Below are 22,592 nucleotides of genomic sequence, written 5' to 3'. Positions count from 1 at the left end.
TGGCGCGGCAGGGAAGACCTGGAGTTGGCAACCTTGGAGTGGGTGGATTGGTTCAATAACCGGCGTCTCTTCAGCGCCATCGGCTACCTGCCACCAGCGGAGTATGAGGCCACCAACGGTGCTATACTGGCCCCGGCAAGAGCCGGGACTCAATAAACGAGCCCTCCATCAAACCCGGGGCGGTTCATTGTGTATAGTCGAGCGTCCTCTGTGCGTGCCCCGCGAGACGTTCTCTCCTACTATTTCCCTTAGAGGACGCCAATTTTCCCAGAGAGTTATTACAACCACGATATCTGCGCTTACTGAGACGACTACCCAAGCTGGTTGGTTACCATTTAACACCAGATAGATCCCGAGAACTGTAAGAGTGAGAACCAAAAATAGTAGGTAGGAGTGCTCTTCTGGAGAGCTTCCGCCATGCGCCTATTGAAGAGGCTTTCCTAATTAAGGGTGATACATTTATCTATGGATGACTTTCCTGTCAATACGACACTCTTTTATCCCCTTACTTGCAATTGCTCGAAATCTTGATTTGTGGGTCGCCAAGGAGCACTTGACACTCCCGCACTATGCGGTTAGCATGATTGTGTAAGCCTTCGCCAGGACAAACAGCCGGGGAGGCGGACCGGTGGATCGGCGCGTAGCCCGCGCCCCTCTGTCGGACCGCTTCCCCTTTTGTTTGCCCCAGCGTCCGGGACAGGAGCCCGGACGCCCATAGCGCGCCGCAAGGCGCGCACCCGCAGACATGCTCGGCGTTCGCGCGCCTCCATTCGCGAAGGAGTCGCCAAGGCCGCCGAGCATCCCGAGCCATCGGGGGCCCGTGTCTGGAAGATCCGCGATCACGGCGGTCGGCTTACGGAGGTATACGCGCCGGTTCGGAAAAACCAACGACTCACAGTCGAGAATGGCAGGCAGACGTCAGTCGCCGTGCGCCGGGCCCCGGTCCCCCGGGGTTCACGTGGGTTCTTCCCGCCGGCCTCTTCGCTGGCGGGATACGGCGCAGTGGCGTCCGCCTAGGGGCTTATGCCCCAACAGCTGCGCCACGCTCGATTCTCGTTTCGAGCGATCGCTCTCCCGTCCCTAGACCGTTCAGCGATTCGAAAGTCAGCTTCCGGGCCGTCTGCGGAACTCCTCAAACCAAAAGTGAAGTAGGAGGCAACAGGGAAAGCCGAAGAGACACAACAACCCCTACAGGTTGGCCACAAAGGCCTTCAAAAAATCCCCTGGCGTCAGAACGGCAAAGGAAAGACCCGCGCGCTGGATGGCGGGGGTCAGGAGATGCCGGCGGTCCAGGGTGAGGAGATGGCTGGCCTTCGAGTCTATGGCGGCGGCGAGGACATGGACGTCTTTGGCCGTGGTGAGCGGCTGGCAGCGCCGGACGGCATCTTCGGAAGGAGGCGGAGCGATCTCCGGTTTGGCCGAGGCGAGCTGTTCGTAAAACCGGGCTAGCTCCGCGGCCCCGAACTTCTCTGCGATGTTGACGCGCGCCTCCAGGAGGACCTTCTCTGTGACGATGGCGCGGCAGAGGCCGTGGGCGCAGAGCTGGAGGACCGTGGCGGATCCTCCCTGGGGCGAGCGCGCGGCGGCGACGAGGAGGCTGGCGTCCAGGAAGAGTCTCGGGCGCGAGGGGGTGGCCATCTAGCGTGGGGCTTTGCGGAGGAGGGCCTGGACCTTCTTGGCGGTCGTTGCATCGAGCCTGTCTTCCTTGAGGAAGCGGGCGATGTCCTTTTCCGAATAGCGCCGGAGGTCATCGGCAGCCGGGCGCAGGGGTGCGATCTCCAGGTGGTCGTTCACCAGGGAGATGGTGAGGAGGGAGTCGGCCTCGATGCCCAGGGCGTCGCGGAAGTCGCGGGGGATGGTGAGCTGGCCCTTGGGCAGGGCGCGGACGACTTTGTTGCGAGGCTTGATGAGGACCATGGGGAACAGCCTACTTTCAGAAAATCGGAATTTCCACCATAGTGCGGGATGGCCAGGGAGTGTGTCAAGGAGGCTTGAGAGATGTCTCCCTGGTCTCTCCAGTGTAGCCCCGGCGCCCTTCGGAAAGGGAGGGCCGGCCCATACCAGACTCCTCAAACAAGCAGGAAAGACAGGTAAAAGAGAAAAACCACCAGGTCCCAAAAGCAAAATCTGTGCAATCGGTGGATAAGCGCACTTGCCTCTTCCCCACAAACAGAGAGGCCGGCCACATGGGCCGGCCTCCCCGCTCACCAGCGGATGACGGGGTTAAGTAAGGTTGCCGTGGGACTTGAAGATGGCCTTCCAGCGGCGGTGGGAGCGCATGACGCCCGCCAGCATGCCGCAGGCCGCGCCCAGGGGCTGCCAGAGCAGGTGGCGGTAGTCGTCCACATAGATGGCGGGGATGGCGGCCAGGCCGAAGACGATCAGCCCCCCGACGATGCCGTACATGACCGACTCCATCGTCTGGGCGATGATGAGCGCCTCATGCTCGATGCGTCGCGCCCAGGAGTCCCACGTCCAGGCGCGGCCGTAGCGCTCGATGAAGTTGTCGCTCGGCGGGACGGCGCTCTTGCGGTAAAGCTCGGGCGAAGGCGGCGCGGCCGCGCCGATGGGCGGCATCGCGGCGCGGGACGGCTCTTTGGCCTTGGAGGCCTCGGTCTCCGTCTCCTTCGGCGGGAGGTAGACCTTCGGCGTCATCTCCGCGCGAGGGGACTCGTATTCGATCTCTTCGTCTTCGACGACTTGTGCAGGCATGGGAGGCTCCGGAGGTGTCTAGGGGTGTGGTGAGCCCGGGTAGGGAATGTCGTAGCGCTGGTCTCGGTCTAGCGGAAGATATCGTCCATCTTCTGGTACTTGGGCCTGGCAGGGCCGTTCTGGTTCGTCGGCGCGGGGGCCTGCTGGCCGGGAAGCCTGAGGAAAGAGGGCAGGTCTTCGTCCGAGTAGTAGCGGGCTGTGGCCAGCTTCACCCGGTCGGTGACGGACATGCGCTCAGCCTTGCCCTCGTCCGCCGGCGGCGGCAGGTGCGTCGCGATGATGACCACTTCCACATGGTCGTCGTCCTTCGGGCGGCCTTCGTCAATGTGCATGCCGAAGAAGATATTCGCCTCTTTATCGGCGATGCTGGAGAGGAAGGTGCCTGCTTCGCTGATCTCCGCCATGCTCAGGTCGGGCGGGCCGTTGACGCAGAAGATGATGCCCTTGGCGCCGTGGACCGTGGCGTCCATCAGGGGATTTTCGATGGCGAGCTTGGCCGCCTTCATCACCCGCTGGCTACCCTCGGCGCGCTCCACCGCCATGACGCCTGCGCCGCCGCCGCTCACCACCGTCTTGATATCGGCGAAGTCCACGTTGATGTCCCCGGCCACGTTGATGACCCGGGAGACGGCCATGATGGCGTCCTTCACCACATCGTCCGCCACCGCGAAGGAGTTCATGATGGTGGTGTTCTTCTTCACGGAGGACATGATGCGGTCGTTGTTGACGACGATCATGGTGTCGGAGGCCATCTTCAGGGGGTCCAAGCCCATCTGCGCGATCGTTTTGCGGCGGGAGCCTTCGAAGCCGAAGGGCGTGGTGACGATGGAGACGGAGAGCGCGCCGCACTCGCGGGCCAGCTGCGCCACCAGGGGCGCCGCGCCGGTGCCGGTGCCGCCGCCCATGCCGGCCACGACGAAGACAAGGTCCGCGCCGGTGAGCTCTTTGCGGATCGTCTCCTTGGTCTCCTCCGCCGCGCGCCGCCCGATCTCGGGCTTGCCGCCCGCGCCCAGGCCGCGCGTGGTCTGCGGGCCGATGTGGATCGTCTTCATGTTCTTCACGGTGTCCAGGGAGACGGTGTCCGTGTTGATGGCGATAAGCTCGATGCCGGGGACTTCGTTCACGTTGACGCGGCGCACCGAATTCACACCGCCGCCGCCGACGCCCACGATCTTGATGACGGCCTTGCCGATGACCTGCTCAGGCATCGGGTTTGGAGATGTCGCGTCGTACGGCATAGCGGCTCCTTCGCCCAAGCCCCAATGGGGCGAGATAGCTGTCCAGCCCCACGTCCGTGACGTGGTTCTAAACTAAGTTCAAGATAATTATGCCGCGACCAGGGATAGGCTGTCAATAAGTTTTTAGACGAGTTTTGAATGAATTCGATAATAGTAGGTGCGATAGCCTATACTTGATGCCCATGAGCCCGAAAAGAACGTCAGCCAAATCGGATCGCGCCGCGAACCTGCTGGCGGCCTGGCCTGAGGTGCGCGAGCGGATCGCGGGTGCGCCCAAGCTCTTCATCGGCCTGGACTTCGATGGGACGCTCAGCCCCATCGTCCAGCACTTCGCCGATGCGCGTCTCCCCGGGGAGACGAAGGGCCTCATCGCGCGGCTGGGCAAGCTGCCCGGGGTGGAAGTGGCCATCGTGAGCGGGCGCGCCCTGGACGATCTCAAGAGCCGCGTCGGCCTGCGGGACATCACCTACATCGCCACCCACGGTTTCGATATCGAGCGGCGCGGCAGGCTGTGGCATCACCCCAGGGCGGCGGAGTTCAAGCGGGTCACTGCCCAGGTGGCGAAGGAGCTGGCCCGGGAGCTTGCGCCGTTTAACGGCGTGAACCTGGAGCCGAAGGGCTACACGCTGGCCGTCCACTATCGCCAGGCGCCGGACGCGAAGACGGTGGCCATGGCGAAGCGGGCCTTCGAGCGGGTGGTCTCTCCCTGGCGAGAGGCCGGCGAGGTGCGCGTGACCCTGGGCAAACGCCTCTTGGAAGTGCGCCCCGGCGAGCCATGGGGCAAGGGCCACGGCCTGGCGATGCTGCTGGGCGGGCCGGGGGCGGACGCGCGAAAGATCGTGGACACATCAGGGGCCTTCACCGGCGATGCGAAGGATGTGCTGGCGCTCTACATCGGGGACGACGAGACGGACGAGGACGGCTTCAAGGCGATACGGCGCATCGGCATCACGGCGCGGGTGGGCGGGACGACGGTCCCGACGGCGGCGGAGTACCGGCTGGCCTCCATCGCAGAGGTGCGTCAGTTCCTGGAGTTGGTGGCGGGGACGCGCTAGCGAGCGATCGACCGAGCCTACGGGCGTTTTCGCCAGGTTCGGAGGCGTTTGGCGATCTCTGCCTCAAAGCCTTCCGACCCCGGCTCGTAGTAGCGCTTGCCCCTCAGCGAATCGGGCAGGTGCTGCTGCTCCACCTGGTGGCCTGCGTAATCGTGAGCGTAGCGGTACTCCTTGCCGTAGCCCAGTGCGCGCATGAGGCCGGTGGGGGCGTTGCGCAGGTGGAGCGGCACGGGCTGGTTGAGGGTCGCCTCTACATCGGCCTTGGCGGCGGCGTAGGAGGTGAGGGCGCTGTTGCTCTTGGGCGCGGCGGCCAGGTAGATCGCTGCCTCCGTGAGGGCGAAGTGGGCCTCCGGCATGCCGAGGAAGTGGACGGCTTGCTGCGCCGCGACGGCGATAACGAGGGCGTTCGGGTCGGCGAGGCCGATGTCCTCCGAGGCCAGGATGACCAGGCGGCGCACGATGAAGAGGGGATCTTCGCCGGCCTCCAGCATGCGCGCGAGCCAGTAGACGGCGGCATCGGGGTCGGAGCCGCGGATGGACTTGATGAAGGCGGAGATGGTGTCATAGTGCTCATCGCCGGCGCGGTCGTACCTGAGGTGGCGGCGCTGCATGGCGTCTTCCGCAATGGCGAGGGTGATAAGCCGCTCCCCGGCGGGGCCGACTTCGGCGGCTGAGGCGGCAAGCTCCAGGGCGTTGAGGGCCGTTCGCGCATCGCCGTTGGCGACGGTGAGGAGGAAGGCTTCGGCCTCGGGCTCCAGGCGGAGGTTCAACGCCCCCAGGCCGCGCTCGGCATCGCGAAGGGCCGTGGCGATGAGGCGCTTGAGGTGCTGCGGCTCCAGGGCCTTGAGGTGGAAGACGCGCGCCCTGGAGAGGAGCGGCGAGACGACTTCGAAGGACGGGTTCTCCGTAGTCGCGCCGATGAAGGTGACGGTGCCGTCTTCCACATAGGGCAGGATGGCGTCTTGCTGGCCCTTGTTGAAGCGGTGGATCTCATCAATGAAGAGGATGGTCCGTTGGCCGGTGGCGCGCTTGCGCTCCTGGGCCTCCTGGACGACGCGACGCAAGTCGGCGACGCCGGAGGTGACGGCGCTGACGGGAGAGAAGTGGGCCTTGGTAGCGTTGGCGATGATGCGCGCGAGGGTGGTCTTGCCGCTGCCAGGCGGACCCCAAAGGACGAGTGAGGGAACCTGGTCGGATTGGATGGACTTGCGGAGGATGCGCCCAGGGCCGACGAGGTGCTCCTGGCCGGCGAATTCATCGAGGGTACGCGGGCGCATGCGCGCAGCAAGGGGGGCTTTGTGGTCGAAGGCGTCAGCTGGCGTCTCTTCCGGCGGGAAGAGGCCGGGCATCTGGCGCGGGTCGTGTGCTTTGCGAGAGGGAGGCATGGCGGTGGAGGGCATTATACGGCGGGGGAAGGGAGAGGGCGCGCGCCGCGTTCGCCCGATGGTATCGGGCCGCCCCTACGTTTTGCTGTGTCCGCGCACGGCGGACGGGGTTAGCATCAGGTGGTCACTTCAACCTTGTGCCGGTAGTCCTCGTCGGTGAGGGAGACGGCTTGGTCGGTGCCCATGAGCCAGGGGTTGCGCTTGAGCTTGGAGGCGCCGCAGCGGGGGCAGGTCTCCTGGGCCATGGGCAAACGGCTGGGGAAGACATGGCCGCAGCTTTCGCAGATGTATTCTTCAGTGAGCATGGGTGTGCCTCACAGTTCAGAGCGGGCGGGGCTGAGCCCTGGCGTAGCCAGCCCGAGGAAGGGCCGCCCGTACCGGTGAAGATGGGAAAGAGGAGGCGGATGTACGCCCTTCGCTTCCTTGCGGATAAGAAACGCTCAGGGTGACGGAGTTGGACGATGCGGGACCCTTCGATGGACTCAGGGCAGGTTCTCCGCCCCTACAGTTCGACGATGGTGACGCCTTCGCCGCCTTCGCCGTGGCCGCCATCGCGGAAGAGGCCGACGAGGGGGTGGTCGCCCAGGGCGCGTTGGATGGCCTTGCGGAGTATCCCCTGGCCCTTGCCGTGGATGATCCGAACGCTGGTGTGGCCTGCAAGAGCCGCCTTTTCAATGTAGTCATTGACCGCCTCCACCGCCTGCTGCGCGCGCATGCCGTGGACCCACAGCTCATCGCCGACGATGGCCCGCTTCTCGACGCCTTTCAAGACGTTGATGGGGCGCTTGGGCTCCGGCGGCGAGCGCTTCTCTTTAGATAGGATGCGCGAACGGGTGACGTGGATACGGAGGGGGCCGGCCTGGACTTCGTAGCGGCCCCGGTCATCGGGGCCGGAGAGGAGTTCGGCGGGCGTATCGAGCCCCTGGATGCGGACGAGGTCGCCGGGGCAGATGCTTTCGGCGACGGCGGGGCGTTCGACGGCTTCCGTCTTCCACTCCTCTTTGCCGACGGCCTTCTTGATCTCTTCGACCTCGGCGGTGATTTCGGCAAGCTCCTTGCGCCCCTTATCGCCGACGAGGGAGTTGAGTCGCCGGGCGGCATGGCGCAGTCGGCTGCGAAGCTCTTCAGCCTGGACCTGGACTTCCACCTTGTGATGGAGGGTGCCGCGCAGGCGTTCTTTCTCCAGCTCGGCGAGGCGGCGCTCGGCATCGGCGCGGGTCGTTTCCAGATCCTGCCGCGCGCGTTCGATGGTCTTCTGGTTCTCTTCGATCTTCTTTCGCTCGGCCTGGATCTCCTGGAGGAGAGTGTCCATCTGGGCGGCGGCCGGGCCTAATGAGGCGCGCGCCTCCGCAAGGACGTCTTTCGGGAGGCCGAGGCGCTCAGCGATGGCGAGGGCGTTGCTGCGGCCGGGGATGCCGATGATGAGGCGATAGGTGGGGGCAAGGGTGACGGGGTCGAACTCGACGCTGGCGTTGCGGACGCCGGGGGTGGAGTTAGCCATTGTTTTCAGCTCGCCGTGGTGGGTGGTGACGATGGCGGTGGCCTGCCTGCGCACCAGGCTGACGAGGATGGCACGGGCGACGGCGGAGCCTTCCTGGGGGTCTGTGCCGGCGCCCAGCTCATCGAGCATGACGAGGGAGCGGTTGGTGGCGAGCCGCAGGATCTCGATAATGTTTTTGAGGTGGCCGCTGAAGGTGGAGAGGGACTGGGCGATGCTCTGCTCATCGCCGATATCGGCATAGATGCCGTCGAAGATCTGGAGGGAGGAGCTTTGGCCCGCCGGGATGGGGATGCCGGCCTGGGCCATGAGGGCGAGGAGGCCGATGGTCTTGAGGGCGACGGTCTTGCCGCCGGTGTTGGGGCCGGAGATGACAAGGGCATGATAGTCCCTGCCAATCTCGACGGAGATGGGGACGACATCGCCCGTGAGGAGGGGGTGGCGCGCGTTGTGGAGGCGGATGGTGTTGGCGCGTCCGCCCTGGGGCGGCTGGGCGATCTCCTGGCATATCCCCTTGATGGCGTTGCCGTAGCGGGCTTTGGCGATGGCGAGGTCTATCTGGGCGAGTATCTCGAGGCCGGCTTGAATCTCCTCGCCGCGCTCGCCGACGATGGCGCTGACTTCGCGGAGGACGCGCTGGACTTCGCGCCGCTCGGCGAGCTTGAGCTCGCGCCAGGCGTTGCCCATCTCGACGATGGTGATGGGCTCCATGAAGACGGTGGCGCCGCTGGCGGAGATATCGTGGATGATACCCTGGAGCTGGCCGCGGAAGTCCGACTTCACAGCCAGGACGTAGCGGTCGTCGCGGGTGGTGAGGAACGGCTCTTGGAGGAGACGCCGCGTCTCCGGGTTGTTGACCATCTCGCGGAGTCGCGCCTGGAGGCGGCTGTGAGTGATGCGCTCCTCGCTGCGGAGTCGCGCCAAGAGGGGGCTTGCGCCGTCTAGGACCTCGCCCTGGCGGTTGACGGTGCGCCTGATGATTGCCTCGGTCTCTTTGAAATCGCCGAGCATCTTGCCCATGGCGCCGAGGGTGCGAAGGTCGTGCTCCATGCGAAGGAGGGTGGCGCGGGCGGAGTGGATGGCGGCGAGAGTCTCGGCGATGGTGACGAGGTCTGGGCCCTCAAGCTGGCCGCCTATGGAGGCGGTATGCACCAGGCGCGAGATATCGTGGATGGCCTGGAGGGCGAAATCGGGACGAAGCTGGAGGAGGCGGATGGCGTCCAAGGTCTCGCGCTGGGCACGGAGGATCTCTTCGTGGGAGAAGGACGGCCTGAGGGCAAGGGCGGCCTCTTTGCTAAGGGAGAAAGAGGCGTGGGCGGCCAGTCGATCGAGGACCTTATCGAACTCGAGGGTCCGAAGGGAGCGGTCGAGGAGGGCGCGCTGGCCAGGGGAGAGCTTTGGTGTGCCCATCGCGGTTAGACTTGCCTGGCTCCGAGGGCGACTTTGAGGGAACCGAGAAGCATGGGATCATCGTCCGGGTGAACGGTTCGGGGGTCGAGGAGGAGCATCCCTTTCTCAATCCGGGCCATGATAGGAGTCGGCGCGGCGCGGAGGCGAGCGGCATGGTCCTTGAGGGCCGTGCCGCTGCCGGCGATGGCGAGTGCGCGGGTAGGCAGGGTCTCTCCAGGCAGGCTGCCGCCGCCGATGGTGGACTGGGCGTCCACGACGCGCGCGCCTTCGCCGATGGCGCCAGCCCAGCGGCCAGCGCGCTGTTCGAGCTCAGCGATGGGGGTTGCGATCATGCGCCAGACGGGGACCTTCGCGCTGGCTTCGCCACGGATGTAGTGGAGGAGGGTGGCTTGCAGGGCGGCGGTGGTCATCTTGTCTATGCGCAGCGCGCGGACGAGGGGGTGCGCCTTTAGCACCTTCATATATTTGGCTTTGCCGACGATAAGCCCGGCTTGGGGGCCGCCGAGGAGTTTATCGCCGGAGAAGAAGATGAGATCGGCCTTGGCTTTGACGCTCTCCTGCACCATCGGCTCATGGGCTAGAGCGAAGTCGCGCGTCTCTAAGAGGCAGCCGCTGCCGAGATCGTGAAGGAGCGGGACTTTTTTCTTGGCGGCGAACTGGACGAGCTCTTCCAGCGTAGGTGAATCGGTGAAGCCGACGACGCGGAAGTTGCTGCGATGGACGGTGAGGATAGCGCCGGTGTTCCGGCTGAAGGCGGCTTCGTAATCGCGGACGTAGGTGCGGTTGGTGGTGCCGACTTCGACGAGCCGCGCGCCGCTATTCTTCAGGATGTCCGGGATGCGGAAGCCGCCGCCGATCTCCACGGCTTCGCCCCGGGAGACGAGGACGTCCTTGCCGAAGGCGAAGGCGTTGAGGCCGAGCATGACGGCGGCTGCGCCGTTGTTGACGGCGATGCCGCCATCGGCGCCGGTGAGACGGGTGAGCAGGTTTTCGAGATGGGTGTGCCGGGAGCCGCGCTCGCCGGTGGAGAGATCGAGCTCGAGGTTGGTGTAGCCAAGGGCTGCGGCGCGCATAGCCTCCGTCGCCTCGGCGCTCAAGGGGGCGCGGCCGAGGTTGGTGTGGATGACGACACCGGTGGCGTTGATGACAGGGCGAAGGGAGGGCGCGTAGAGGGCGGCGGCAGCAGACTCAACGGCGAGGGAGAGATCGTCCGCGGATGGAGCGGGACTGCCGCTTGCGATGCGCTCGCGAGCAATGGCGAGCTGGGCACGGGCGACATCGGCCACCGTCTCGCGGCCATAGCGCCGGGCAAGGGCCTCCATACGCGGATGGGCGAGAAGCCTATCCACGCTTGGGAGGCTGCGGAAGGACGGGGAGGACAAGTTAGGGAACATAATCCACCATGCAATATGGTGATGAGAGGACTATCGAATCAGCATGTGCGGTATTAGTTTTTAGCGCGTATCTCCACGTGTTTGCGCTCGATCTCTTTGATCTTCGCCATCTTTTCCTCGTATTCTTTCTTCAGGCGCTCAACAGCCTTTTTCTCCCGTTCGACCTCATCCAATTCGCGAGTGATTTCGGCGCTTTTCTTTAAGATGAGGTCCCGGATCTTTATTACCTCTGAAAATGACCTCTTGTTCTTTTCAACCATAACCTCAGCAATAGCTTCGGCTATGTTCCACGCACCGTAAAAGACGTGATCCTTGGTGTTAGCAAATCCCGGGAATGAAATGTTAGTGAAAACCTGAATACCTGATGTCTCGTCGACAATTTTATCTTTCAAGACGTCTTCGGTCCTTAGATCAACGAAACTGTGCTCAACCTTAAACTTTTTTCCATCAACGATGATGTAGTAGGTGCTCTTTGCGTGCGTTTTCTTTGGTTTGCGGCCACCTGCGTTGTAAGGGACAGACTCTTCCTCAATAGAGACGACATCAGGCATGGCATCAGTTGGAGTTCGCTGCTCTACCTGCACCGTATCGATTTCGTCGCTCTGGTTCTTATCACTCCTAATCTTTTCTTTGATATCTGGGAAGGCGTATTCTTTGAGTTCTGGAATTTTCTTTATCGCTTTCATTATCATGTCCTTCTGCACTTCCATTTTGTCGAGAATACCCTGATCAATTTGGGTTCTTCGTACAGAGGACCTGGCTTCTCTTACGAGGTCACGCATGAAATTCCAGAAGATCCCCTCTTCGCTTATTAACTCTTGCCACAGAGGGGATTCTTGTATGAATTCACGCTTGTTGTGGGTGACTGGTATGTGATCCAAGTGGATTTCGCCGATAATCTGGCGGGCCTCAGGGTGAGGATTGAAGCCGATTTTCGCGTGCTGGAGTATCAGTCGACCACGTCGGTATACTCGGAAACCATAGTCTCCCTTGTCGGAGCCGCGCTTAAGGAGACCCCGCCAGCCTGTCACAATATTGCCGCTCTCCAATTTCACGCTAAATGGTTCCTTGCCATCGGGGTCGTGATATTCCGTCTTCAATTCAAGGGGCTGAGGCTCGCACCATTTCGTATTTACCCTGATACTCACCTCGCTGTTCTCGACAAAAGGAGCAAACCTCGCGGCCAGGTCTTTTCTAACATTCCCAGGCAGGTTTGGGTAAATATTGAAGCGGAGGTGGCTAATCGTAATAGTTGTGCCTGATAATTGTTTGTCGACTCCCGTCCTGATCTTCATTTCGTGTTTGGTCCAGTCACCGCTCTTGAGCCATTTGTCCTCGTCGTATTCCAGGATGTACTGCTCGTCACTGCCAGATCTTTTAGTGACAATCTGGAATTTCTTCCCGAGACTTGTCGCCGCAGTTTTCAGACCGAGACCAAATTCCCCCAACTTGTTTTTCTTGGTGGAGTGAGCCAGTTTCAGACTCTGGGCGGCTGTTGACTCATCCATTCCCACACCATTGTCTGTGATCAGGAGTTCACCTCTGCTATCGTCAAACTCGATTTCAACCACGAGAGGTTTGCTTTCATGGCGAGCATCAATTGAGTTATCGACTAGTTCAGCAATAGCTTGGCTTACCGAGTAGCCTGTCTGGCCGATCTTGGGCATCAGGCTTCTATCAGGGAGAATGTCAATCTCTTTCGTCATCAGGTCCTTCATATCAGCCCTCGCTCTATAGTTAAATTGGAGTTAGTATATGTTGTGATCCGAAGTAGTATGGTATATGCTATAACCAATGTTGTCAATACTGCCGCGTGAACAGACGCGCGACCCCAGGCGCGCCGCTTCTGTTGTCCTTGCCCCAGTACACCTGGACTGCTAGACTGGCAATTTGCTAGATTTTCGACAGTGAAGAGAAGTTCATGATTGTCATCGGCCTGACGGGCGGAATCGGCAGCGGCAAGAGCACCGTGACGCAGCACCTCAAAGAGTTGGGGGCTGTGATCGTTGACGCGGACAAGGTGGGGCACGAGACGTACCTGCCTGAGACGCCTGCGTGGAAGGACCTGATCGCCACCTGGGGCACCGACCTGCTGCTGCCGAATAGAGAGATAGACCGGAAGAAGCTGGGGGCCATCGTCTTCAGCGACCCGAAGAACCTGCAGACGCTGAACGGCATCGTGCACCCGCGGCTGCGGGAGCTGCTGCTGAAGAAGATCGAGGAGAACCGAGCGCTGGGGACGAAGGTCTTGGTGATCGAGGCGGCAATCCTCATCGAAGCGAGCTGGCAGAACGTGGTGGACGAAGTATGGGTGGCCCACGCGCCGGAGGATGTAGTGATCAAGCGCATCATGGCGCGGAACAACTGGGGCGAGGAGCAGATCCGAGCGCGGATACGTTCGCAGATGACGAACGACGAGCGGGCGAAGCACGCGAACGTGATGCTCGATACGAACTGCACGCTGGAAGAGGTGCGGGCGAAGGTGAAGCACTTATGGGACGAACGGCTAACCGGAAAAGCGAAGGACCACCCCAGATGACCACGGGAAAGACGCAGACGCTCTACCGCCAGTACATCATCGAGGAGTACGTCCACTCCGAGGAGCCGTTCTACCTGCCGGTGAAGGACGAGGTGGAGATCTTTGAGGCGGCGTACCGCCAAAAGGTGCCGGTGCTGCTCAAGGGGCCGACGGGCTGCGGCAAGACGCGGTTTATCGAATATATGTCGTGGAGGCTGGGGAAGCCGCTGACAACGGTGAAGAAGCGCGGGAAGGATTCAGCGGGACAGAACGGGACGGGGATGCCGCTGGTCACCATCGCATGCCACGAGGACCTGACGGCGAGCGACCTGGTGGGGCGATATCTCTTGGAGGGCCATGAGACGAAGTGGATAGACGGGCCGCTGAGCCGCGCGGTGAAGGCGGGAGCGATCTGCTATCTGGACGAGATCGTGGAGGCGCGGAAGGATACGACGGTGCTGATCCACCCGCTGACGGACCACCGGCGGCTGCTGCCCGTGGAGAAGCGCGGACAGATCCTGGAGGCGCACAATAACTTCCTGCTGGTGATGTCTTACAACCCCGGATATCAGAACGCGCTGAAGGACCTGAAGCAGAGCACGCGACAGCGCTTCGTGGCGCTTGAGTTCGATTACGCGACGCGGGATATCGAGAGCAAAGTCATCGAGCACGAGGCGGGAGTCGCGCCGGAGACGGCGGCGAGTCTGGCGAAGCTGGGCGAGAAGGTGCGGCACCTGAAAGAGCACGGCCTGCAAGAGGGCGTGAGCACGCGCCTGCTGATCTACGCGGGGAAGCTCATCGCGAGTGGGATCCCGGCGCGGCGGGCTTGCCAATCGGCGGTGATCTGGGCGCTGACGGATGATGCGGAAGTGCAGCGCAGCCTTGAAGAGGTCGTCTCGGCGATATTTTCGTAGAGGGGAACGACGGAAGGGCGAGTCGCGCGGACCCTGCGGGCGACTCCGGGCAAGCCTTGCCTCGCCCTACGTCAACTCACCTGGCAAGCAGAGGGCATGAGCGAGCAGATGCCCGATAGCTCGTCCATAGAGGCGGAGCTGCAGAAGTTTCCGGTCTCGGTCGTCGCCGAGTACCGCAAGGCGGCGGAGGCGGCGGCGCGGAACCTGGAACCGCAGGACTTTGAGGGGTGGGCGCGGGAAGGCATCGCCATCGCCCAGCACTCGTTCCGCTCCTGGGAGGCGGCGACGGAGTATTTCCGCGCGACGCCGTCCGTAGTGGGCGTGATGGCCTACGGCCATCTGATCGGCTGGGCGCGCTGGGGGCGGACGCTGGCGGCGGATTCGCCGGTGATCGCGGCGGCATTTTTCAAGGCGACGCCTGAAGTCATCCACTATCTGCCCATTGAGCAGTTGGGCCATTGGGCCGGGCTGGGCCGCGGCCTCTACAAGGGGACGTGGAAATCGAGCACCCTGGCCTCCACCTACTTCGATGTGACGCCGCGCCTGTTGCGCACGATCTCCATGGATGAGCTGGACGAGACGGCCCAGTTCATCGAGGGGCTGGCGCAGCGCTCGTATGACGCGGCGACGGAGTGCCTGCAGATCGCGGAGCAGGTCTTCGCGAAGGTGGAGAAGAGCGATAGGAAGGGCTTCCTTTCGCTGGCCGTCTCCCTGGCGAAGGCGAACTGGCGCGATGTGAAGCCCTTCTTTGAGAACGGCGCGCGGGCGCTGGCGGGAGTGGAGAAGAGCCAGCGGAGCCGGTTCCTGGCCCTGGCGGAGCGATTGCCGCGCGAGACTGGCGCAAATGTGATTCCCTTCCTTCTGGAGACGTCGTCGGCGCTTTCCGAGATGGACCAGGATACGCACCCGGCGCTGTTAGGGATGGCGGAGCGGCTGGTGAACGCCTGCCCCCAGGCGGTGAGCGACTTTCTGCGCAATGCGCCGAAGGTGCAGGCGCGGATCAAGGACCAGCAGCTGGCGCGATGGTTCGACGAGGGGATGCGCATCCTGGAGGAGAACGAGGATGGAGGGCTGGCCTTCTTCCGGATGGAATCGGCGCGCGGCGAGCGGGTGGTGGAGGCGCTTTCATCAGGCGTGGCGCTGGACCGGGTGAAGGAGCTGCTGATGATGTACTGCCGCGCGCTGGCGGGGGAGTCGGTGGACCTGATGCCGACGCAGGACCTGAAGGAAAAGAACATCGGCTGGAACTCAGCCGAGCGTGCGACGACGGAGGGGAAGAATATCTTCGTGCCGTCGTTCGTAGAGCGGTACCCGACGAAGGACGAGAACTTCAATTGGTTCAAGGTCATCGTCACGCATCAGGTGGGCCATTTGGAGTTCGGCAGCTTCGCGTTCCTCTTCGACAAGCCATCCACGGTTTTTCTCGGAAAAGACCAGCGCGAGGTCTTGAGTAAAGAGACACAGAAGCCGAAGGCGGCGGTCTCAGACCTGCAGCGATTCTTTGACCTCTTCCCGGACCGGAAACTCGCCTCCGATATCTTCATGTTGGTGGAAGACGGGCGTATTGACCATCTGGTGAAGGGGAACTATCGCGGCATACGAACGGCGTATGACCGGGTGCAGGGCGAATCGGTGGCGCAGCGGCCTTCGCCGGACACCCTGCCCTTGCGCGAGGCGTTGATGGAGGTACTGGTACGCCTGAGCCTGCAATCGGGCGGCAGCCTCTCCGTGCCGAGCGAACTGCATGAGCACATAGACGCCATCGCGATGCTGATGCGGGGGGTGCAGGCGGACACGGCGACGGTGGAGGATACGGCGGAGACGGCCCTGCGCATCTACGAGATCGTCAGCCAGGTGCCGAACGTGGAATCGGAAGAGGAGCGATCGGACGAGCGGAAGATGGACGAAATGGGGGATGAGCAGAGCGACGAGGCGCTGGAGAAGCTGATGCAGGAACTACAGGCCGGAGGCTCCGGCAGCGGCCAGCCGCCTCAGGGGAAGCAGCGGGAGTACAAGAGTCCGCAGCAGGTGGAGTTCCGCGGCGATTTCAAGCCGGAACTGGTGCAGGCGCTGAAGGAGCTAAGGAAGCAGAAATCGAAGCCCGAAGGCCAGATGCAGATGGAGGGGATCTCACAGGAGGCGCTGAAGCAGATGCTGGAGCAGAGCGCCGAGCTGGAGATGACGGAGGCTCAAGAGGGCGAGGTTGACGACCAGGCAAGCAACTTTGTGGACAACCTGATGAGCGAGGCGGCGGACCAGCAGGCGAAGGCGCGTCCGGGGAACCAGTTCCCGCACGTGCCGGAGGACGACCGACCGCTTTCCAGCAACGAACCGAAGACGTTCCTCTACGATGAATGGGACTTCCGCGCGGCGGACTACAAGCCGCGCTGGTGCGCCGTGCGCGAGAAGGTGATGGACGAGGGGACGAGCGATTTCTACGAGAAGACGCTGAAGAGCTACGCGCAACTCGTTTCGAGGATCAAGAAGCAGTTCGAGATGCTGGCGCCGGAGATGTACCGGAAGGTGAAGCACCTGCCGGACGGGGACGAGTACGATTTCGACACGGTCGTGGAGTCGGTCATCGAAGGGATGGCTGGCGGGACGCCGACGGACAAGGTCTACTGGCGGCGGAACAAGATCGAGCGCGAGGTCTCCGTGGCGTTCCTGCTGGATATGAGCGCATCCACGGCGGAGGCGGTGGACGAAGCGCGCCGCCAGATTGACACGGTGGATTTTCCGGACGACCCAAGGGACTATATGACCTGGCTGAGGACGCGCCGTGAGGAGATGAGCCGACGCACGTATAAGCGCATCATTGACATCGAGAAGGAGAGCACGGTGCTGCTCATCCGGGCGCTGGAGGCGATCGGCGACACGTACGGCATCTACGGCTTCTCAGGCTACGGGCGGGAGAATGTGGAGTTCTACGTCATCAAAGATATAGACGAGCGATTCGGGGAGCCGGTGAAGCGGCGGATAGACAAGATCACACCGATGCACGCGACGCGCATGGGCCCGGCGATACGGCACGCCGTGACGAAACTGGAGAGCCAGGAATCGCGGACGAAGGTGCTGTTCCTGGTGAGCGACGGGCGCCCGCAGGACCGGGGGTACAGCCGCGAGGGTGTTGAGAAGGAGTACGCCGTTCACGATACGCGGATGGCGCTGAACGAGGCGCGGCGAAAGAATATCGTCCCGTTCTGCCTGACGGTTGACCGAGCCGGGCACGATTATCTGAAGACGATGTGCTCCGACATGGGGTATGAGATCGTGCCGGACATCACATCGCTGCCGCACCGGCTGCCGCAGCTGTACCGCCGGTTGACGGTGTAGGCGGGTAGCGGAGCCGAGGGCGACCAGCCGGTCGCCCTTACGGAGGCGCGAGGGTCTTGAGGTGGGCGACGACGTCGGCGATCTGCTGATCGTTGAGGAAGCCTGCGAAGCCAGGCATGGCCGTTCCCTGCACACCGTTCCTTGTGAAGTCAAAGAGCTGTTTTTCTGTAAGGCGGGCCACGCCGAGGGTGAGGTTGGAGGGCGGCGGGTTGTGGGCCGGGGCGTGCGGGCCATCGCCTTTCCCTGATTCGCCGTGGCATGGCGCGCACGAGGCGATGTAGATGTTTTTCCCTTGGGCAGCGGAGCTGATCGTCGGCGCTTGCGATGTGGAGGTTTGGCTTTGGCTCGCAAGGGAGTTGATGTAGTTGATGATGTGCCAGATCTGGTCATCGGCGAGGGTGCCGGTGAAGGGGGGCATAGGGCTTCCGGGAACCTTGGTTCCGTTCTTGATGTAGTTGAAGAGCTGGCCTTCCGGGTGCAAGGGCGCATGCACCGTGAGATCGAGCGGGCGCATGGAGAGTGCGGCGGCGCGCGGGCCATCGCCCTTACCTGTATCGCCGTGGCAGGCCGCGCATTGCTGGGAATAGGCGACCCTTCCCGCCAGGATCGAGGGGCCGGTGGGAGGGAAGGGATTAACTTGGAAGCCGTCGCGGGCGCTCTCCTTCTGAGAGGGGACGACTACGAAGAGGAGGCCGATCACTGAAAGGCCGATGGCGGGGGCGAGGAGCTGCTTCCCGATCTTCCTTCGCACGCTGCCTGTGACGAAGACCGGGACGGCGCAGGCCAGTCCGATCAAGAGGAGCTCGAGGCCGAAGAGGCGGCGGCCCAGAGACTCGTCCGGACGGCCGACGTCAGAGAGCCTGCCGGTGGGCGTAAGCTCGAAGCGGTGAGCCGTCCGTAGGTCGAAGCCGTCAGGGCGCACGACCAGGACTTCCAGCTGCCAGAGTCCCGTGACGCTGAGGGAGAGGCTTTCGACAATGTATCGCCCATCGCCTTGATTCGCGGCGATAGCCGACTGCGCGCCGAGATCGCCGCCGAGGAAGGTGGTGGTGACGCGCACTTCTCTTGCATTGGCGATGGCGCCGCGGCGGTCCCTGGCCTCCACCACAATCGTGTTGCTGCCGACGACCCCAGGGGTGACGCGGACGCTCACTGCGGCATCGTTCACTTTTTGGATGAGCGCTATCGCGTCGAGCCGCGCTTGGCGGGCCTCGACCTGGCGAGCGGGTTCGAGGCTTGTGAGCCAGCCCGTAGCGAGGACGACGAGGAGGATGAGGGAGGCTTCGCTTGCGACGAAGGTTTTCAGGAGAGCCGGCGCGCGGCTATCGGCAGCGAGGCGCTTGCCGACCCAGAGGAGGTTGAGCGCACCGAATACGATGAGGATGGCAAGGACGGCAACCTTGGCGATCAAGGCTCCGCCATACGGGGTATCGGCGGCGCTGGGGGAGGAGACGTGAACCCAGCCGCTGTAGGCGCCAGTGACGACCAGGACGACGACGCTGGTGAAGGCGAGGACGGAGAAGCGCGGAATCAGGATCCGCAGGAGTTTCACGCGCTCCTCATCCCCGAGAGAGCGGGAGAAGAGCCGGAGGGTGATGAAGAGCGAGAGGAGGCCGCCGGCCCAGAGACCCGCGGCGATGAGGTGGAAGAAATCAGAGGTGATAGCGAAGGGGCGCACAACAGGAGCGGCGGCACTGTGGCTGGTATAACTATAGGTGAGGAGCATCGCCCCTGCCGCCGCCACGGCGAGGGGGAAGACGAACTGGAAGTCGCGGGGGCGGCCCCTGCGGGCCATCGCGCCGTGAAAGGCGAGGAAGAGGAAGACGGCGATGAAGAGGGCGGCGCGCCAGAGCCACCAGCGACCGTAATCGGTGTCCAGGAGGACGCTGTTGAGAGGCTCGCCGAAGGTGCGATACCAGGGGAGGTCGCGGGCGGTGCCTGCCTGGACGAGGAAGAGGCCGAGGGACGAGGCGATGAAGAGCGCCCCTGCCGCGCCTATGAATCGAGCGCTCCGCGTGCGAACGAGAGTTGCGGCCCCGGCTAGGGCTTCAGAACGCGGAAGGCGCGCGATGGCCGGCCCGAAGATGAGGACCTGGAAGGCGAGGCCGCCGAAGATGGCGAGGACGCTGAGGAGGGCGCCCCAGCGAACGAAGGGCTCGGCCTTGGATCGGAGGAGCGGTGGCTCCTGTTGAGGGGCGGCGGGGGCCGATATCGGTTCGCCGATGGAGAAGACGTAGGAGCCGCGCACGGAGTGGCCGTCCACGGTGGAGAGGTTGCGCCACGCGACGGTATACGTGCCGTTGGGAAGGGCATCCAGGCCGACCCACAGAACTTTGGAATCGCCTGGGTCAACGACGGCCTCGCCCTTTTCCGTGCGGGCACCAGCGGTATCGAGGACTTGGATGGAGCTAAAGGATTGGGCGATAGGCTCCGAGAATCGGAGAGAGATGCGCGATGGCGAGGCCTGGAGGACTGCGTTCTGCGGAGGATCGGCAGCCTCAAGGTTGGCGTGGGCGGAGGCTTTTTGCGGGCCGTGGGCGAAGAACTGCAGCGCAAGCACGGCAAGCAGGAGGAGGGCCGCAAGGGGACGCGCGCGTTGTAGGGCAAGCATCGGCTCAGTCCTTCGTGCAGGCGGCCCGATGAATCGGGCCGCCTGCACCCGTCACACTGTCAGGCTACTTCTTTCGGGAGGCAAGTAGGGCGCTGCAGCCAACGACAACGCCTGCTGCGCCGACGATGATGCCGATGATGCCGATCAACCTGGCGGAGGAGGCTTTGTCGTCGGCATCGCTTGCAGTGTCGAGGGCGGTTTCGGTCGCGCCCTGGAGCTCGCGGGTTTCAATGAGGCGGACGGGGAACTGGAGGTCGGCTGAGGGCTCCATATTGTTGAAGCCGCTGCCTGAGGTGAAAGTCTCGTTTACGGGCACGCCTTCGATGGTGCCGAAGAAGCGGAAGCGGTACTGGCCGGGAGCCGTGGGGATGAAGTCGTTCGTGTAGTGGCCTGGGTCGCGGAAGATGGTGCGCAGGTCCATGGTCTTGGTGGTGTTGGAGGAGACGTGAGTCACGTCCACCTTCAGCGTGGTTTCTACACCCGCTACAGGATTACCGCCCTTCGCTATGCGCAGGTCAACGCCGTTCTTGATGCCCTCAAAGGCAGGCTCCACGATGAAGCCGACGGTGAGGCGATAGGCGCCGACATCGCGATTTTCATGGGCTGAGGCAGTCGCAACTGGGAGGGCAAGCAACAGGGCCGCGAGAAGGGCAGGGATGGCAATGATGCGTTTTCTCATGATGCTCCTAGTCGTGAATGTGATTCTATCGCCTGCGAAGGCGCAGGCGGAGGCACACGATGCGCCGTGGAGGAAGGAAGAGGACTAGGAGAAGTTAGCGCGGCGGCTGTTTGAGAGGGGCGATTGAACTTTGGCCGATGGGAGCAGGAGGGCGCTCGAGGGATTGCCAGAGAGTAGGCTTATCCGGCGCATAGACTAAGTCAGCAGTGGCGCTGGGCGCTGAGGGAGAGAGAAATGCGATGCCGGGAGCGGCCTCTTCGGCAGAGAGCATGATAGGTCCGCCCGTTGCGGCGGCATTGACTTGGCGCTGTGCCTGAAGGGGCAGCCCTAGCTTGGACACATCCATTTCATAGACGTGGATGTGAGGAACGGCGTAGTTCGGGCCGAGGTGGGAATGGTCGGGAGAGCGCTGGGCGAAGTAGGGGTCAATAAAGGGGCCGATAAGCAAGAGGGCGATAGCAGCCAGCGCTGCCCAGCCGATGGGGGCTTGGAAGGGGAGAGCCTGGCGGCGCACTGCTTGGGCGTGCATATCCTCACCCGTCACAACGCTTCATGTCCAGTATATACGACGGGTGGAGGTTTCCCGGAGTGTACCCCCTCACAATTCCAGGAGGAGCTTGCGCAGTTGAAAGATGGCGTTGGTTGCGGCGCGGTTCTTGATATCTAGCCTGGTCCCGGGGTATTTCCCGGCGAAAGTTAAGCTCTTTTTCGCATGGTCTATGCCGATGTAGACGGTGCCGACTGCCTTTCCCTCCTGCTCCGCAGGGCCGGCCACGCCCGTGATGCCGATGCCGACATCGGCATTTAGGGAGAGGCGGGCGGCCTTCGCCATGGCAGTGGCTGTCTCAGCGCTGATAACACCGTGGGCCTGGATGACCGATTGGTCAACGCCGTGGGCGATCTTTCCCTCCGTGGCGTAGGTGACCAGGCCGCCCTTGTAATAGGCAGAGCTGCCTGGGATGTCTGTGATGGTGTTGGCGAGGAGTCCGCCGGTGCATGATTCCATGGTGGCAAGGGTCAAGCGGCGCTCCTGGAGGAGCTTGCCGACGACCGACGGCATGGTCTCTTCGTCGGCGCCCCAGAGGTACTGGCCGAAGCGCTCGCGGAGCTTCACTTCCACCGGATAGATGAGGGCGTGGGCGGCGGCTTCATCGGCGGCTTTTGCCCCGAGGCGGACGTGGATGCCATCGGGCTTGGCGTAGACGCCGATGGAGGGATTGGGAGAACGGAGGAGTTCGCCGCACAGCTCGTCCACGGCGCCTTCGGAGATGCCGGTGACCTTGAGGGTGCGCTTCACCAGGATGCCGCCTGCGGCTCGCTCCCGGAGGCGGGGGTGCACCTGGTTCTCCCACATGTGGCGCAGCTCTCTGGGAGGGCCGGGCATTGCGATGAGAAGCTTGCCGCCCTTCTCCACGAACCAGCCGGGTGCTGTGCCGACGGGATTGGGGAGGGCCTTTGCCGATGGGATGAGCATCGCTTGCTTGAGGTTGTTGTTCGGCATGGGGAAGTTTCGGCGACTGAAGAAGGCGCGCAGGTCCTTCTCCAACTCCGGTACAATCGTCATCTTTTCCCCGGTGAGCTTCGCGATGGTCTCCCGCGTCAGGTCGTCTTCAGTGGGGCCGAGACCGCCGGTGCAGAGGAGGATATCGGAACGGGACCAGCCGCGGTGAAAGACTTCGTAGAGGCGGTCCATATTGTCGCCGACCTGGGAGACGTAAAAGAGGTCTATGCCCAAGGCGGGCAGTTCGGAGGAGAGGTAGGCGGCGTTGGTATCCGTGATTTCGCCGAGCAGGAGTTCGGTCCCAATGGAAATGATTTCGGCTTTCATGAGGTGTCCTTGGATGC

Annotated in this window: 18 protein-coding genes; 5 read left to right on the top strand and 13 right to left on the bottom strand. The window is 63.0% G+C overall.

From position 1 onward, the window contains the following. Positions 1-156: IS3 family transposase (locus FJ039_01555; protein MBM4404860.1), on the top strand; the 156-nt coding region annotated here is incomplete at its 5' end. 1,032 nt (positions 157-1,188) lie between these two features. Here the strand turns inward: FJ039_01555 and FJ039_01550 are convergent. The 4 genes from FJ039_01550 to ftsZ form a co-directional block, all read right to left on the bottom strand. Further along, positions 1,189-1,638: a PIN domain-containing protein gene (locus FJ039_01550; protein MBM4404859.1), complete on the bottom strand. Its 450-nt coding sequence runs from the start codon at positions 1,636-1,638 to the stop codon at positions 1,189-1,191. Next, positions 1,639-1,917 carry an AbrB/MazE/SpoVT family DNA-binding domain-containing protein gene (locus tag FJ039_01545; protein MBM4404858.1) on the bottom strand — a complete coding sequence of 93 codons (279 nt, stop codon included), beginning with the start codon at positions 1,915-1,917 and terminating at the stop codon, positions 1,639-1,641. It lies immediately after the preceding gene. A 306-nt stretch (positions 1,918-2,223) separates the two neighbouring features. After that, the gene (locus FJ039_01540; GenBank protein MBM4404857.1) at positions 2,224-2,712 is read right to left on the bottom strand and encodes a hypothetical protein; all 489 of its coding nucleotides are present in this window, start codon (positions 2,710-2,712) and stop codon (positions 2,224-2,226) included. A 68-nt stretch (positions 2,713-2,780) separates the two neighbouring features. Next, a complete protein-coding gene (ftsZ, locus tag FJ039_01535; GenBank protein MBM4404856.1) occupies positions 2,781-3,950 on the bottom strand; it encodes a cell division protein FtsZ in 1,170 nt (389 codons plus the stop codon). A gap of 173 nt (positions 3,951-4,123) precedes the next feature. On the opposite strand from ftsZ, the gene otsB reads away from it, so the two are divergent. Next, positions 4,124-5,005: a trehalose-phosphatase gene (gene otsB / locus FJ039_01530; GenBank protein ID MBM4404855.1), complete on the top strand. Its 882-nt coding sequence runs from the start codon at positions 4,124-4,126 to the stop codon at positions 5,003-5,005. A gap of 17 nt (positions 5,006-5,022) precedes the next feature. Here the strand turns inward: otsB and FJ039_01525 are convergent, their stop codons facing one another. From FJ039_01525 to FJ039_01505, 5 genes are all read right to left on the bottom strand, one after another. Beyond that, complete coding sequence (locus FJ039_01525) at positions 5,023-6,354, bottom strand: replication-associated recombination protein A (protein MBM4404854.1); 1,332 nt, start codon at positions 6,352-6,354, stop codon at positions 5,023-5,025. Positions 6,355-6,506: 152 nt separating this feature from the next. Next, on the bottom strand, positions 6,507-6,695 hold the full coding sequence (locus FJ039_01520) for a hypothetical protein (GenBank protein MBM4404853.1): 189 nt from the start codon (positions 6,693-6,695) through the stop codon (positions 6,507-6,509). A 197-nt stretch (positions 6,696-6,892) separates the two neighbouring features. Next, complete coding sequence (locus FJ039_01515; GenBank protein MBM4404852.1) at positions 6,893-9,298, bottom strand: endonuclease MutS2; 2,406 nt, start codon at positions 9,296-9,298, stop codon at positions 6,893-6,895. Between the two features lie 5 nt (positions 9,299-9,303). Beyond that, positions 9,304-10,692: an L-seryl-tRNA(Sec) selenium transferase gene (locus FJ039_01510; GenBank protein ID MBM4404851.1), complete on the bottom strand. Its 1,389-nt coding sequence runs from the start codon at positions 10,690-10,692 to the stop codon at positions 9,304-9,306. A gap of 53 nt (positions 10,693-10,745) precedes the next feature. Then, positions 10,746-12,410, bottom strand: a complete 1,665-nt coding sequence (locus FJ039_01505) for a hypothetical protein (GenBank protein MBM4404850.1) — start codon at positions 12,408-12,410, stop codon at positions 10,746-10,748. Positions 12,411-12,613: 203 nt separating this feature from the next. On the opposite strand from FJ039_01505, the gene FJ039_01500 reads away from it, so the two are divergent. The 3 genes from FJ039_01500 (at position 12,614) to FJ039_01490 (ending at position 17,457) form a co-directional block, all read left to right on the top strand. After that, complete coding sequence (locus tag FJ039_01500; GenBank protein ID MBM4404849.1) at positions 12,614-13,231, top strand: dephospho-CoA kinase; 618 nt, start codon at positions 12,614-12,616, stop codon at positions 13,229-13,231. Next, positions 13,228-14,124 (top strand): AAA family ATPase, encoded by an 897-nt coding sequence (locus FJ039_01495; GenBank protein ID MBM4404848.1) that lies wholly within the window; start codon positions 13,228-13,230, stop codon positions 14,122-14,124. The genes FJ039_01500 and FJ039_01495 overlap by 4 nt, the downstream gene beginning before the upstream one ends. Positions 14,125-14,220: 96 nt before the next feature. Next, entirely contained in the window at positions 14,221-17,457 is a 3,237-nt protein-coding gene (locus FJ039_01490; GenBank protein ID MBM4404847.1) for a VWA domain-containing protein, read from the top strand. A 37-nt stretch (positions 17,458-17,494) separates the two neighbouring features. Here FJ039_01490 and FJ039_01485 read toward each other — a convergent pair whose 3' ends face one another. The 4 genes from FJ039_01485 to FJ039_01470 form a co-directional block, all read right to left on the bottom strand. Next, positions 17,495-20,068, bottom strand: coding sequence for a c-type cytochrome (locus FJ039_01485; GenBank protein ID MBM4404846.1), 2,574 nt, complete (start codon positions 20,066-20,068; stop codon positions 17,495-17,497). A 64-nt stretch (positions 20,069-20,132) separates the two neighbouring features. After that, entirely contained in the window at positions 20,133-20,747 is a 615-nt protein-coding gene (locus FJ039_01480) for a hypothetical protein (protein ID MBM4404845.1), read from the bottom strand. Between the two features lie 94 nt (positions 20,748-20,841). Then, positions 20,842-21,276 (bottom strand): hypothetical protein, encoded by a 435-nt coding sequence (locus FJ039_01475; GenBank protein MBM4404844.1) that lies wholly within the window; start codon positions 21,274-21,276, stop codon positions 20,842-20,844. Positions 21,277-21,345: 69 nt separating this feature from the next. Beyond that, positions 21,346-22,575, bottom strand: a complete 1,230-nt coding sequence (locus tag FJ039_01470; GenBank protein ID MBM4404843.1) for a competence/damage-inducible protein A — start codon at positions 22,573-22,575, stop codon at positions 21,346-21,348. Between the last annotated feature and the right edge of the window lie 17 nt (positions 22,576-22,592).

It is taken from the genome of Chloroflexota bacterium (assembly GCA_016875535.1).
Taxonomy (GTDB): Bacteria; Chloroflexota; Dehalococcoidia; order SHYB01; family SHYB01; genus VGPF01.
Note: the sequence above shows the minus strand (reverse complement) of the source record. Positions and strands in the feature narration are given on the sequence as shown.

What these genes read in the sequence shown, in the direction of transcription:
- FJ039_01550 (MBM4404859.1), bottom strand. Translation starts at nt 1,638, where the DNA reads ATGGCCACCCCCTCGCGCCCGAGACTCTTCCTGGACGCCAGCCTCCTC.
- FJ039_01545 (MBM4404858.1), bottom strand. Translation starts at nt 1,917, where the DNA reads ATGGTCCTCATCAAGCCTCGCAACAAAGTCGTCCGCGCCCTGCCCAAG.
- FJ039_01540 (MBM4404857.1), bottom strand. Translation starts at nt 2,712, where the DNA reads ATGCCTGCACAAGTCGTCGAAGACGAAGAGATCGAATACGAGTCCCCT.
- ftsZ (MBM4404856.1), bottom strand. Translation starts at nt 3,950, where the DNA reads ATGCCGTACGACGCGACATCTCCAAACCCGATGCCTGAGCAGGTCATC.
- FJ039_01525 (MBM4404854.1), bottom strand. Translation starts at nt 6,354, where the DNA reads ATGCCCGGCCTCTTCCCGCCGGAAGAGACGCCAGCTGACGCCTTCGAC.
- FJ039_01520 (MBM4404853.1), bottom strand. Translation starts at nt 6,695, where the DNA reads ATGCTCACTGAAGAATACATCTGCGAAAGCTGCGGCCATGTCTTCCCC.
- FJ039_01515 (MBM4404852.1), bottom strand. Translation starts at nt 9,298, where the DNA reads ATGGGCACACCAAAGCTCTCCCCTGGCCAGCGCGCCCTCCTCGACCGC.
- FJ039_01510 (MBM4404851.1), bottom strand. Translation starts at nt 10,692, where the DNA reads ATGTTCCCTAACTTGTCCTCCCCGTCCTTCCGCAGCCTCCCAAGCGTG.
- FJ039_01505 (MBM4404850.1), bottom strand. Translation starts at nt 12,410, where the DNA reads ATGAAGGACCTGATGACGAAAGAGATTGACATTCTCCCTGATAGAAGC.
- FJ039_01500 (MBM4404849.1), top strand. Translation starts at nt 12,614, where the DNA reads ATGATTGTCATCGGCCTGACGGGCGGAATCGGCAGCGGCAAGAGCACC.
- FJ039_01495 (MBM4404848.1), top strand. Translation starts at nt 13,228, where the DNA reads ATGACCACGGGAAAGACGCAGACGCTCTACCGCCAGTACATCATCGAG.
- FJ039_01490 (MBM4404847.1), top strand. Translation starts at nt 14,221, where the DNA reads ATGAGCGAGCAGATGCCCGATAGCTCGTCCATAGAGGCGGAGCTGCAG.
- FJ039_01485 (MBM4404846.1), bottom strand. Translation starts at nt 20,068, where the DNA reads ATGCTTGCCCTACAACGCGCGCGTCCCCTTGCGGCCCTCCTCCTGCTT.
- FJ039_01480 (MBM4404845.1), bottom strand. Translation starts at nt 20,747, where the DNA reads ATGAGAAAACGCATCATTGCCATCCCTGCCCTTCTCGCGGCCCTGTTG.
- FJ039_01475 (MBM4404844.1), bottom strand. Translation starts at nt 21,276, where the DNA reads ATGCACGCCCAAGCAGTGCGCCGCCAGGCTCTCCCCTTCCAAGCCCCC.
- FJ039_01470 (MBM4404843.1), bottom strand. Translation starts at nt 22,575, where the DNA reads ATGAAAGCCGAAATCATTTCCATTGGGACCGAACTCCTGCTCGGCGAA.